Genomic DNA, 12233 nt, shown 5'->3' with positions numbered 1-12233 from the left:
ATGCATTAACTGATTGGGTGCTTAATGCTTTAAGGCCGTTTTCTTTAAATCAGACTAAATGTTATGAAAACAGTGCACTTGCAGAGCCAACACTTCTAATGTATTTTGCAGTCACTTGTAACAATGCTACATTTTGCTGAATGGTGCACACAGACAATGATTACGCTACTACCGGTTATGATGAAGTGCTGGAATCTGTTTACCTGATGTACAAGCGCCAAGGAAACTCGCAGGAATTCAGGGACGCGAATAACAGACTTGTTTCTACCATTGCCAAAATTCCAACGCACCGGCTGTACGTAGATGTAAGAGGCATGGGCGTTACCTCGCCCGAGGACCAGAAGTGGGTGGGGCATACCATTGTTCCGCAATTGGCTAAGAATGCACCAGGCAGTTACCTATACATTGCCATCATAGTACCTGAGAAAATATTTACCCAATTAGCGGTCACCTCCATTGAGGAAATCTCCAACGGAAAAGGCATTTGCCTGAACCGTCATTTTTACTCAGCGGCAGAAGCAAAACAGTGGCTGGCGCAGCAAACCAGACTAAAAGTGTAGGAGGCCAAACGCTTCACCTCTCAAACCCAAAGAACATGACACAACATAGCCGCTATTTAGTAACTGCCGCCGGAGGCGAAGAAATAGACCTTACCTACGCCAAGGAGTTGCGCAGCAACAATCTGTTTCCCTTCGGCTTGCACAACTATGCCATCTATCAAACACCCGAAGGGCTCTTTGTGAAAGGAACCAACTCAGATAACCCTCACCTGATGCTGGACCAATACGAAGTGATTGACGAGGCGGCAGCCAGAGGTTATTCCCATCCGTTTCAGCGGGTAGAGGAAGAGTAAATAGATAGTGCACCTGGCAGAACTTTCTGCGTAAGATAACCCGGTCTGGCCCTTAGAACCTTCTAGGACCTGACCGGGTTATCTATGTAAATCGTTTTGAAAGATGCATCTGACTATATATTCCAATAAAGTACGTTCCCTGTTTTTGCTCTTATCCCTCAGCTTGCTGTTTTTCACGGGCTGTAGTCCGCAGAATAGCTTGCGGGGAGTGTTCAAGAAGCAGTCGCCGTATGAGAAATACCAGGATGGCTTGAAAGCGGCCAAACTGGATGAAACGGCCCTAGGGCAGCAGTGGGTAGCCGCAGGTGAGCGCGCCTTGCGGCAGGCGGTGCCGGTCACGCTACCCTTTAAAGAAACCGGCTACTTCCCCGCCGATAAGCCATTGGCAGCCAGTTACCGGTTTACGGTGAAACAAGGCCAGAAAGTAGCCGTGAAGGTACAGACCCAAGGCCGCGACGTACCCCAGGTTTTCATCGATTTATTTGAAATCAGCCCAGATACCGCCACCCGGCCTAAACAAGTGGCGTACGCCGATACCACTGCCCAAAACCTGCAATACGAGATTGAGGAAGACCTGCCGCACCTGCTGCGGGTACAGCCCGAATTATTGAGAAGCGGGCAATATACGGTAACCATTGAAACGCAGCCTTTACTTTCTTTTCCGGTGCAGGGCAAAGACAGCCGGGCCGTACAGAGTTTCTGGGGCCAGGACCGCGATGCCGGAGCCAGACGTCATGAAGGCATTGACATTTTCGCGGCCCGGAATACGCCGGTGGTAGCGGCCGTAGAAGGCGTCATCACCCGGGTGAACACCACGCCCATCGGCGGAAAAGTAGTGTGGCTCTCAGATATGAAACGGCAGCAAAGCCTGTATTACGCCCACCTGGACAGCCAACTGGTGCAACCCGGTCAGCGTGTTTCCATTGGAGACACCTTAGGGTTGTTGGGCAATACCGGAAATGCCAAAACCACCGCCCCGCACCTGCACTTCGGGATTTACCGGTTTGGGCAGGGAGCCGTAGACCCGTACCCGTACGTACACCAGGACCGCACCAAACCCGCCTCGCTGCAAGCCGATGAGAAGAAACTGGGAAGTTGGGTGCGGGTAGCCAAGCCGAATGCTTCATTGCGGGAGACCGCTTCTTCTAAAGCTGCCTCCTTGCAGTCGCTTCCGCAGCACACCCCATTGCAAGTGCTGGCGGGTTCAGCCAATTGGTACCGGGTCATGCTTTCTAATGGTCGGCAGGGGTATGTAGCCGCTTCTTTGGTTGAGTCGCTGGATAAGCCCATTCAATCGGTGCGGTTGCGTCAGGAAGCGCCGCTGCTGGATGCTTCTTCAACCCAGGCTGCCACGCAGAAAAACCTCACCGCAGATTCTACCGTGCGGGTACTAGCCAAACAGGACGAGTACCTGCTGGTGAAAGATACCAACGGCGCTACCGGCTGGATTTCCGCCGAGGCAGCCCGTTAAGCGATGGCCTCCCGGCAGGTTGAACATTCCCCTGCCGGGCATCGTATTTAATTAGAGACAAACAACGCTTCTGACCTTTACTATAACCAGAGTTCTATGCAAACTAACGTAATGCTGTATGGCCGAACTATGGACTGTCAAAAGCGCTCATTCCTGTATTTCGCTTGAATATGTAAAAGAGCAGGAGTGGTTTTATGTGAAATGGAGCGGCCACATCAATTCAGATGATGTGGTATCTGTTGCCCAAAGGTATCTGGAACTGCAGCAGGAGAAACGGTGCCCCAAGCTGTTAAATGACAAGAGCGAGGTTACCGGCGAGTGGGAAGAAGCCAACAACTGGCTGCAGTATGAATGGATGCCCCAAGTACAGAAAACCGACCTGCAGTACTTAGCCTTGGTTATCTCTAAGGACATGCATGACCAAAGCACCGCCCAAGACTTACAACGCAGATTGTCTACTTACTGCAAAGTAGCCCTGTTCTGCGACCTTGTTTCTGCAACAAAATGGCTGGAAAACCCTGAACAGAACTTCCACCCTGAACGGATAACGCCCTGTGGTGAAGTGAAATAACAGCTTATTGCTTTATCTCTTTGTACAAGTCTTTGGCGTCTTTGCTGGTTTCCAGCGTAAGGTATTCGGCTTGCAGGGCTTTGATTTTAAGTTTGTCTTCGCCTGAAATCTGGTCTTCTACCAGGTCTTTCTTCTGGTTAAGGCGAGAATAGATCTCGTCAACATAATCCCAGTCAGCGGCGGTCCAGGTGGCGCGGCGGGCGCGTACGTTCTGTAGAAACTGGGTGTAAACCTCGCGCATCTGGGCAGCGGTGAAAGTAGCGTCCAACGCAGTGCGCGATCCTAAAAGTTCTTCCTGAAAACGCCGTAAAGTTTCCTGGCTCAGAGGCACTTGACTGCGTTGCTGGTTACGCGCTTCCCAGTTCTGGTATTTCCTTCTAAGCTCCTTGTATTCTTCCTTTGACTTAGCCGAAAGACTGTCCATTCTGGCATCTAATTGCGCCATTTTCTCCTTGAACTCTTCGTTCACCTGAGGCTTGTCATTATCTGAGTTTCCGGTGCTGTCGGTTTTGTCATTCACCCATTCCCGCAAATCAGCCAGGTCTTGTTCTGCCCGGTTTTTGGCCTCAGAAGTAGAATTGCGCTCGCAAGAAGTACCACCTAATAAGGTGAGAAGAAGGACGCCGATGACCAGGTATTTTGTAGGCAAAGAATTCATATCGCTTTTTCCCTATACATACGCAAAGTTTCAAGGAACGATGGTTTTCTCTTTTCTGGTCTTTTTTCTGAGCAGGGCTTTGGGTGCGAAATTCAAAAACTAACCTGAAAACAGTTCTGGATAACAGGCTTGGAATCTGTAATTCAAAGGCAAATGCGTGGGCTCTAAGGGAGCAAAGCAAAGTCCCATGCGTGTTTGAGGGCTGTTTTGCACAAAACAGCCCTCAAACACGCATGGGACTTGATAAGAATAGGAGGTTGGCTGATGCCTAAAAAAGTCCGAACAGCTCTATGTTGATGCGGTCAATGATGAGGCCCAGGTCCTCGGGATTCTGCACGAAATCCATGTGGTTCACGTCAATGACCAGCAGTTTGCCCTGTTTGTAGTCGGCTATCCATTGGTCGTAGTGTTCATTCAGGTTTTTCAGGTACGCCAAAGAGATATTGTCTTCGTAGTCACGGCCGCGTTTCTGAATCTGCCCGATGAGTTTAGGCAGATCGGCTTTCAGGTACACCAGCAAATCAGGGGCTTTCACCATCTTGGTCATGGACTCAAAAAGGTTGAAGTAGTTCTGGTAGTCCCGATCACTCATCATGCCGGAATGGTGCAGGTTCTTGGCAAAAATGTACGCGTCTTCGTAAATGGTGCGGTCCTGTACTACGCCCGTGGTGCGCTCATTGATCTGCAACACTTGGTTAAAGCGGCTGTTCAGGAAAAAAACCTGCAGGTGAAACGCCCACCGGGGCATGTCTTCATAGAAATCTTTCAGATAGGGGTTGTTCTCTACGGCTTCTAGAAAAACTTCCCACTTGTAATGTTGAGCCAGTTTAGTGGCCAGGGTGGTTTTGCCAGCCCCAATGTTGCCTACTATTGCAATATGCATGTGTTTCTACTGTTGTTAAACGCGGACGGCAAAAGTACGCGTTTCGCCTCAGATTTCAGGCAGTGTCTTCAGGATGAGGCGAAAAACAGGTGAGGTGTTCTTGAGTTTAATTTAAGCAAAAGGACTGCTGACCCATTCCACTACGTTCATGAGCGAAATCCTGATTTTGGTGAGCAGCAGGTCTTTCTCCTGCAAGGTGCCCTTTTTCCAGGCTTTCTGTTCCTGCTGCAGTTGCTTGTTTTCGGCTTTGGTGCGCGGCGTGGCCAGCAGGGGGGCTAGGTTGGGTTTTCCGCCGTCTACCCAGCAGGTGTACCAGAAGGAAGCCGTTTGTTCGGCAGCGGCTCGCATACGATCTTCTACCATGGTGCCCAGCGCCTGGTTGTAGGCACTGGCGAAGGCATCGGTGTACGTTTTGCGGCTACGGCCGTTTCGTTCGGTCACCGTGAATTTGGTTTCCTCGGTGAAGTTCTCGCTTACCTGTTTTTCAATGGCCAACAGTTGCGGCACCAACACGTGCGAGCTTCGCACCACGTCCCAGATGGCTTGTTCGGGGTTTTTGAGGTACTGGGCTTTGTGGTGTTTCAGGTTGTAAGCAGAAAGGTTCTGCTCCGGCAGTTTAGATTCCCAGAGACTGTGCAGACCGGTTTGGCCGGTGAGTTGCCCGTCATGGTTCAGGCTGGTGTGTAACGGTACGTGGGCATCCTGAATGTAGTGCGCCAGATCTGCAGAATAATATAAGATGCTGTCAAGGTCTTTGCGGAAGAAGGCTTGGGTGAGGCGTTCTTTCAGTTTTATGACCTGCCACGGCACCACCCCATATTTCTGTAGGGTGTCTGCGCTGTATTTGGCGGCCGCCGCGGCCCAGGCATGCGGCATTTTCTCCAGCGGGTGCTCCCCAAAGGCCTCTAAGTCTATGAAGTGGCGCGGGGCCTCTTTTGGGTCTTCGTTGCGACGCTCATCGGGCCGTACCGCTGTTTCCACCAGCAGTGCCATGTGCCGGTGGTACAGCACCTGCATGTCTTTGGGTAACCCGTAAATAGCCAATTGCTGAATAACCTTGTGGCCGAAGAAACCCCAGGAAAATCCAGTATTTGGCGTTATTAAAATAAATATAATTAGTAATAGAAATTTATTGATACGAGCGCAAAACATAGATTTAGAGTATATCACTATTTTATTAAATGAATATAATCGCTATTTCTAAATCTTGCTCTGTGTAAAACTAAGGCACATTGGCTAGATTTAGAACCAAAATGTAGTCATTAAGCGTGAATTGGGCAAGTGGGATGTCGGTAATTTTAGAAATCTTGAAGCCATGCTTGAGATAAAAGTGAAGGGCAGGGTTCTGGCGGTGCACATTTAATTCCAATTTCTGACCACCTAAATATTTGGACTTTTGTATCACTTCTTGCAGGAGGTTTTTGCCTAAACCTAGGCCTTGGCGAGAGGGGTGGATGTATAGTTTGTTCAATTTGAAACGCTGCTGTTCATCGTCAAGCGCTGAGTACGCGGCAAAGGCGGCGGGCGTACCGTTGTAGCGGGCCAGCAAAAACGTTTGCCCGCTTTCCATCTGCTTGCGCAGCGAATCTTCGGTATAGAATTCTGCCAGCATGAAGTTTATCTGTTCGGCTGAGAGAATGTTGCTGTACGTAGGAAACCAGGTGGCGTGCGCAATGGAATGAATGGCAGCAGTGTCTGTGGTAGGTGCAATGGTGATAGGGGCGGTAGGGGAATTCATAAGCAAGTAAGGGTGCTAGGCCGGGCAGCTTTCTTAAAGAATCAACTGTTTGGTAGAAGGTTTGTTTTAAGCTATACTTAGAAGACCTGTTTGTGTCCTGAAATAGACAGAAGTACTGTGGTCAAACGCCTATAGGCGCGTAAAAATCTTGTCAACGCTGTCTCTTCTTTGTTTTTAAAGACTCTAACTGTTTGTGACAAGGACGAATGAGGAAGAAAATGGTTTTGCTTTTAAGGGCACCAGCACTGGAATCAATTCCAAACAGAAAGGCTCCTGCCTCCACAAGAGCAAAGCAGGAGCCTTTTTGAATACAAGACGTTTTGGCAAAAAAGCGGGTAAACAGGCCCTCTGTAAGGTTTATCTGAGTTTGTACCCCAATGACAATTGGAAGACGTTGTTGGCGAAATTCATGCCGCTGTCACTGTCTTCCCTGATGTCTGACAAGCCCAGGTTGTACCGCGCCGAAACTTGCCAGTCGGTTAAGTCATAGCCCAGTCCCAGGCCAATGGCCGCATCATACCTGTTTCTGGAATCAGTGACATCTACCGTCACGTTGCCTCTTTTTTCCTTCGCGGCCAGTAAGATGCCAAACTGCGGGCCAACCTGTAGGTGGAGTCCGCCGGAAATGGTGCCCTTGAAGATAAGCGGAACATTCAGGTAATGGTAGATATGATCGGTGGGGCCGGTTTTTACGCCCTGCTGCGAAAACACTACTTCGGGCTGAAGGGCAAACCTGCTGGAGAGAGGGGTAGAGGCGAAGCCACCCACGTGTACGCCAAGCCTGGGGTCCAGGTCTGTGTTAGGAAACCGGATGGAGGCTACATTCAAACCAGCTTTAATCCCCAACCTTGTTTGCGCCTCGGTGCCCAGGGCAAAAGACAGCACTACGGCTAATAACAACAAAATCTTTTTCATGAAATCTAGGACTGTATAGAATTAAGTGAGAAAGATACGTGAAAGAGATGGGATGGATAAAGCCATCGCCCTTAGAAGCATCTGAATCTTTGTAAATTCAAACATCTTCCTGAATGCCGAATATTTAGGGCTTGTTTTAGCCTTTCTTACTTCATTTTAGCGTTTGCACTTTACGCTGTGAAGGATAGGGTGTTTGCATTCAATTAGTTGGTGCATGGGGTTTGCCTGTCGCTGGCGTGGCGGCGGGTTGATGCGGTGCCCTTATGCTTTGTTGTTGCATGGCTGCCCTCCGTGCGCTCACGGCCGCGAGGCCCCGTCTTCCCCTCGCGCACTGCCCTTTCGGCCTGCCTTGTCCTTTGCGCATAGTTCAAGTCTATCTATGGCCAAAAGCGAGGCGCGCTCGGGAAAGACTGGAATGGGGAAAGTAGCAGATGGACTTCTGTCCTCTGAAGCGGAGATTCCCCCTTTGAAGGGGGCGAAGGGGGATGTTTACACCTGCATGTCCACACGTATTTCTTTCTTCTCTGTACATGGTTCAAGTCTGTGACTTGGACCTGCCATGACCGGAAGTTTGCAACTTCCGTGAGGCCCAAATGAAATTCACCTGTAACGCCTGGCCGTTTCCCTCTACTTTTCATAAAAACAGCCCATAAACAAAACACCGCTGCTTCGTCTAAAAACAAAGCCGCGGTGCCAGGCAGAGGCTTAAAGTAGAATCAGCCTTCTAACTTCTTAAAGCGGTTCCCGAACAGGTAATACACCGGTATGCCCACGCCCACCAGAATCAAACCCGGCCACGAGTAATTGGGCTTGTAGATGAGCAGGATGATGCAAATGAACGAGGCCATGAGTATGTACAGCGCAGGCAGAACCGGGTAGCCAATTGCTTTGTACGGACGCGGGGCGTCTGGCATGGTGCGGCGCAGAATGAAAATACCGGCAATGGTGAGAATATAAAACAGCAACACCGCAAAAATGACGTAATCCAACAGGTCTGAATACCTACCCGAAAGGCAGAGCATACTAGCCCACACGCACTGGATGGCCAAGGCCGCGCCTGGCACGCCGTTTTTGTTCAGTTTGGCCATGTTCGGGAAAAACAGCCCGTCTTTCGCCATGGCGTAGTACACGCGCGGCGCCGAAAGGATAACCCCGTTGTTGCAACCGAAGGTGGAAATCATGATCAGAATGGCAATGGCAATGGTAGCCGGTGCGCCGCCAATCACTTCGGCCACGGCCGTACCCACACGGTCATTGCTGGCAAACTGAAGGCCACGACCCAGTGCATCGGTGGCGGCTGGATCTCCCTGCAAAGGCAGAATAGTAAGGTACACTACGTTGATGAGGATGTACAGGATAGTCACAATGCCTGTTCCAATGGCCATGCTCAGCACGATGGTTCTTTTAGGGTTCACAATCTCATCGCCGGAGAACCCGATGTTGTTCCAGGAATCTGAGGAGAAGAGTGACCCGATCATGGCCGTGCTAATGCCCACGAGCAAAGCCCAACCCGACAAAGCCGTATGGGTGACCGCGCCGGTTTCTTTGTCCATTACCACCGCCTGCGCATTCCAAAGATCAGAGAAGTTCAGGTCCATCACCTGCGGACTTGTGCCCAGCAGCAACCCAAAACCCAGCAACGCAAATAAAGCAATCAGTTTGGTACTCCCGAAGATATTCTGAATCATTTTACCGTTCCGCACCCCTTGCTGGTTGATCAGCGTCAAAAGGATAATGGAGGCAATGGCCAGCAACTGTACCGAGGTGAACTGAAATAAGCCCAAATCTAGCAGGACATTGGTCTCAGAGAACCACGGCACCAGCACGCCGGTAAACCGGGCAAAGGCCACAGCCACGGCCGCAATGGTCCCGCTCTGAATCACCAGAAAAAGCGTCCAGCCATACAGGAAAGCCACTAAAGGACCATAAGACTCCCGCAGGTACACGTACTGCCCGCCCGCGCGGGGCATTAAACTGGTCAGTTCGCCATAACTCAAGGCACCGGCCAAGGTCATTAACCCCGTCAAAGCCCAAACCAGCAGCAGATAACCCGCGCTGCCCACAGACCGGCCAATATCGGCACTCACAATAAAAATACCGGACCCAATCATGGAACCGGCCACCAACATGACGGCATCAAATAACTTGATTTCGCGCTTAAATCCCGTAGAGGTTTGAGACATAGAATCTGTGGTGGGTAAAGTAGGCGTTTGTGACATAGGCTTTGAACGATAGGAGAAGAAGGGAAGCAAAAAGAAAAGGCGAAGACAGAGTCTCCGCGCATTTCTGTATTTATCTTTTCAAGGTAGCCCTAACTCAGAACTCAGGACTATACTTTGCGCGGTGGCAAGTCAAAGGCCACGGCGTTGTGCTCAAAATGGCCTTTGTGAGAGCCATCGCAGAAAGGCTTGTTTTGGGAAAGCCCACAGCGACAGACAGACACCACTTCGCGTCCTTGCAGGTTGTACTCGTTGCCTTGTGGATCTACTATCGTGAACTCGCCTTCGATTTTAAGGGAGCCGTTGTTGTTCACTGTTAATTTTGTTTTCATGCGGTTTTGAAGAAATAAAGGTAAAAAGGTAAATAAAATCTGAGACAATGAAAGCACATGGGTTATGTTCAAAGACAGAATGTCAAGTTTGCCCCGATTCAAAGATAGTATTTTTGGTCAAAGTCTTTCAGGCAGATTACAGTTTCTGCAAGAATCATCTGAATTCTGAATGGGTGGTAGGCTACCTCATTTTATTCTTTGTAACAACAGGAAAGCAAAATCTACCTCTGCGGAGAATTTGCATGGTGTTCATTTTTTTCGGTGTTTTAACCCTGGTTATCACCGCTGCGTAAGTATAAATACCAGGGTTGCAACTAAAACCACTGCGTAAACCATTTGAACTACTATGAAAAAAAGCTTTTATACCCCTGTGTTACCTGCCGTGCTGGCCATGAGTTTGTTAGGTTCCTGCGTATCTACCAAAAAGTACGAAGCGGCCTTGGCCGAGAATCGTTCACTGGTGGTGTTGCAAGATGAACTGACCCGCCAAAAAGCTGAGTTGGAAAGCGAGCGGGCCCGTCTGCAGCAAGACAAAGAGCGCCTGAACCAGGAAAAAGCAGACCTGGCCACCGAGAAAGCCTCCACCGAAGCCTCGCTCCGGACCAATCTGAACACCAAGAACCAACAGGTAGACAAACTCTCAGCCGACCTAAAAGCCCGGGAAGCGCGTCTCGCCGAGATGCAACGTATTCTGGATGAGAAAGACAAGGCGGTAAATAACCTTCGGCAAGTGGTAAGCAACGCCTTGCTGGGCTTTAAGGCCTCTGATTTATCTGTAGAAGTACGCAACGGGAAAGTATATGTATCGCTCTCTAACCAATTGCTGTTCAAGTCAGGCTCTACCAAAGTAGACGCTCAGGGGCAGGAGGCCCTCAAGAAACTGGCCGCCGCGCTGCAGAACCAGCAAGATGTGAACGTGGTGGTGGAAGGCCACACAGATGATGTGCCGGTTTCCAAAGGCACGGCCGGTATGCAAGACAACTGGGATTTGAGCGTACTGCGCGCCACCGAAATTACCCGTATTCTCACCGAAGCGGGTCTGGCTCCGCAGCGGGTTACTCCTTCGGGACGGTCCAAGTACGTGCCCGTTGACCCTGCCACCACGGCAGAGGCCCGTCAGAAGAACCGCCGTACCGAGATTATCCTTACGCCTAAGTTAGATGAGCTTTTCCAGATTCTGGAGCAGAACTAAATAGCCTATCTAATCAAAACCCACTCTTTTTGTCATCAGGAAGGGACCTTGTGGGCGAACTAGAAAAGCTGTGAATAAAAGATTAATGGGCCCTGTCTGGAGAATATCTGGGCAGGGCCTTTGGTTTTAGGCTGATTTTTGGAAATATAGAGAGAAATACATATTATAGGCTGAAAGCTATACTGCTAGGTTCGTTTTGGCGTTATTCTTGTTGTAGAGAAGCCGTTGTCCCTACAGGAAAGTTTTTACCTTTGATTGTGACAACCACCTAACATAGACAAGAAAACCATGCTAAAAGGAAAGATAGTAGGATTGATGCTGGGGCTCAGCGCCACGTTTTCTTCTCCTGTCTGGGCCCAGGAACAGAACCAGGCCGGACCGGCCAAAGAAACGCAGGAATCTCCGGCGGAGCAGGACCTGCGGAACTTCAGGGAGTGGATAAAGCTGCAATCTGACAAAATTGCCACTACTACCCGTGCCGAATGGCCCACCATTAAAAATGACTTCGCGCGGCAAGCCAATAAGATTGAGAACAGTTTTCAAGGCTTGTCAGAGACTTCCAAGCGAGACTTTCTGGAGTTGAAAACCCGCTTCCAGGAACTGGAAGCCAAACCCATGGCCGATGAAGTGCCGTTGCAGGCCGAGGAGGTGCGTCTGCGCGAAAAAGAATTACTGGGCTCTTTTGCGAACGTGCAGAACATCAGTGACATTCACATGCGCGAAGCCTATATCAGGTTCATGCAAAATGTGCGGGTGAAACGCCAAAACTGGACCTCCCGTGATTGGGATTACGCTGACTACATCTTGCAGAACCTGGGCAAACGCAAAGCTGCTGTTGAGAATAAACTCACTACCCTGGATGAAATCAAAATCAGAACCCTGATTGGTGAATTCTATACCCTCAGGTCTGGGCAGGAGTTTAAAGAGCAGCAAAAAGCTAAAAAGCAGTAAATAGAAGAGAATCGGGATTGCCGTAATTACTAGAAGAGAGGCCTTTTCTGGTTAGTTTAAGGAAAACTAGCCAAGAAAGGCCTCTCTTCTTTTATTAGTCTACACTGTCTCTCACGGTAACGTTTTGAGTGGTTCTGGACTTAGAGTTATTTTCATCACCCCGGGTTTGGGAGTTGCCTACCCGTTGCTGGGTTATCTCAGTGGCAGTGGCTCCGGTTGTGTCATTTTGGTTCGGGTTCACCACGCTGCTGTTGTTGTTGGGGTTGCTGGAGTTCTGCATGGCGTCTGAAGTACCAGCATTCGTGTTTCCTCCCGTTTGGGAATCACAGGCAACAAAACTGGTCATGCCAGCCATTGCCAATATCATGAGGATCTTTTTCATAATCTATTCGGTTTTAAGCGCTTTATCAGATTCTCTTAACTGCCAAAAGGAGTAAAAAGTTATGGATA

The 12233-nt window shown here is 49.7% G+C and carries 14 protein-coding genes; 6 read left to right on the top strand and 8 right to left on the bottom strand.

Features of this window, described 5'->3' with window-relative positions; all coding sequences use genetic code 11:
• The first annotated feature begins 140 nt into the window (after positions 1-140).
• The 4 genes from ACY0JR_RS09350 to ACY0JR_RS09335 all read left to right on the top strand — a co-directional run bounded on the left by ACY0JR_RS09350 (position 141) and on the right by ACY0JR_RS09335 (position 2895).
• Positions 141-560, top strand: a complete 420-nt coding sequence (locus ACY0JR_RS09350) for a hypothetical protein (RefSeq protein ID WP_462633748.1) — start codon at positions 141-143, stop codon at positions 558-560.
• A 35-nt stretch (positions 561-595) separates the two neighbouring features.
• The gene (locus ACY0JR_RS09345) at positions 596-853 is read left to right on the top strand and encodes a hypothetical protein (RefSeq protein WP_462633747.1); all 258 of its coding nucleotides are present in this window, start codon (positions 596-598) and stop codon (positions 851-853) included.
• A gap of 103 nt (positions 854-956) precedes the next feature.
• A complete protein-coding gene (locus tag ACY0JR_RS09340; RefSeq protein ID WP_462633745.1) occupies positions 957-2324 on the top strand; it encodes a peptidoglycan DD-metalloendopeptidase family protein in 1368 nt (455 codons plus the stop codon).
• A 118-nt stretch (positions 2325-2442) separates the two neighbouring features.
• On the top strand, positions 2443-2895 hold the full coding sequence (locus ACY0JR_RS09335; protein WP_462633744.1) for a hypothetical protein: 453 nt from the start codon (positions 2443-2445) through the stop codon (positions 2893-2895).
• A 4-nt stretch (positions 2896-2899) separates the two neighbouring features.
• Here the strand turns inward: ACY0JR_RS09335 and ACY0JR_RS09330 are convergent, their stop codons facing one another.
• From ACY0JR_RS09330 to ACY0JR_RS09300, 7 genes are all read right to left on the bottom strand, one after another.
• Positions 2900-3553, bottom strand: coding sequence for a hypothetical protein (locus ACY0JR_RS09330; protein ID WP_462633743.1), 654 nt, complete (start codon positions 3551-3553; stop codon positions 2900-2902).
• Positions 3554-3821: 268 nt separating this feature from the next.
• The gene (locus ACY0JR_RS09325; protein WP_462633742.1) at positions 3822-4436 is read right to left on the bottom strand and encodes a deoxynucleoside kinase; all 615 of its coding nucleotides are present in this window, start codon (positions 4434-4436) and stop codon (positions 3822-3824) included.
• A 111-nt stretch (positions 4437-4547) separates the two neighbouring features.
• Complete coding sequence (locus ACY0JR_RS09320) at positions 4548-5588, bottom strand: zinc dependent phospholipase C family protein (RefSeq protein ID WP_462633741.1); 1041 nt, start codon at positions 5586-5588, stop codon at positions 4548-4550.
• Positions 5589-5658: 70 nt separating this feature from the next.
• Positions 5659-6174: a GNAT family N-acetyltransferase gene (locus ACY0JR_RS09315; RefSeq protein ID WP_462633739.1), complete on the bottom strand. Its 516-nt coding sequence runs from the start codon at positions 6172-6174 to the stop codon at positions 5659-5661.
• Between the two features lie 357 nt (positions 6175-6531).
• Entirely contained in the window at positions 6532-7089 is a 558-nt protein-coding gene (locus tag ACY0JR_RS09310; RefSeq protein WP_462633737.1) for a porin family protein, read from the bottom strand.
• A 716-nt stretch (positions 7090-7805) separates the two neighbouring features.
• Complete coding sequence (locus tag ACY0JR_RS09305; RefSeq protein ID WP_462633736.1) at positions 7806-9308, bottom strand: APC family permease; 1503 nt, start codon at positions 9306-9308, stop codon at positions 7806-7808.
• Positions 9309-9418: 110 nt separating this feature from the next.
• Entirely contained in the window at positions 9419-9640 is a 222-nt protein-coding gene (locus ACY0JR_RS09300) for a CDGSH iron-sulfur domain-containing protein (protein ID WP_123133416.1), read from the bottom strand.
• Positions 9641-9986: 346 nt separating this feature from the next.
• On the opposite strand from ACY0JR_RS09300, the gene ACY0JR_RS09295 reads away from it, so the two are divergent.
• A complete protein-coding gene (locus ACY0JR_RS09295; RefSeq protein ID WP_462633734.1) occupies positions 9987-10832 on the top strand; it encodes an OmpA/MotB family protein in 846 nt (281 codons plus the stop codon).
• A gap of 288 nt (positions 10833-11120) precedes the next feature.
• Positions 11121-11783, top strand: a complete 663-nt coding sequence (locus ACY0JR_RS09290; protein ID WP_462633732.1) for a hypothetical protein — start codon at positions 11121-11123, stop codon at positions 11781-11783.
• Between the two features lie 94 nt (positions 11784-11877).
• Here ACY0JR_RS09290 and ACY0JR_RS09285 read toward each other — a convergent pair whose 3' ends face one another.
• Entirely contained in the window at positions 11878-12165 is a 288-nt protein-coding gene (locus ACY0JR_RS09285) for a hypothetical protein (protein WP_462633731.1), read from the bottom strand.
• Positions 12166-12233 lie beyond the last annotated feature (68 nt).

Source organism: Rufibacter sp. JT3400010, from assembly GCF_054956755.1.
The sequence above is the reverse complement of the archived record's forward strand: the minus strand, read 5'-3'. Positions and strand labels throughout refer to the sequence as shown.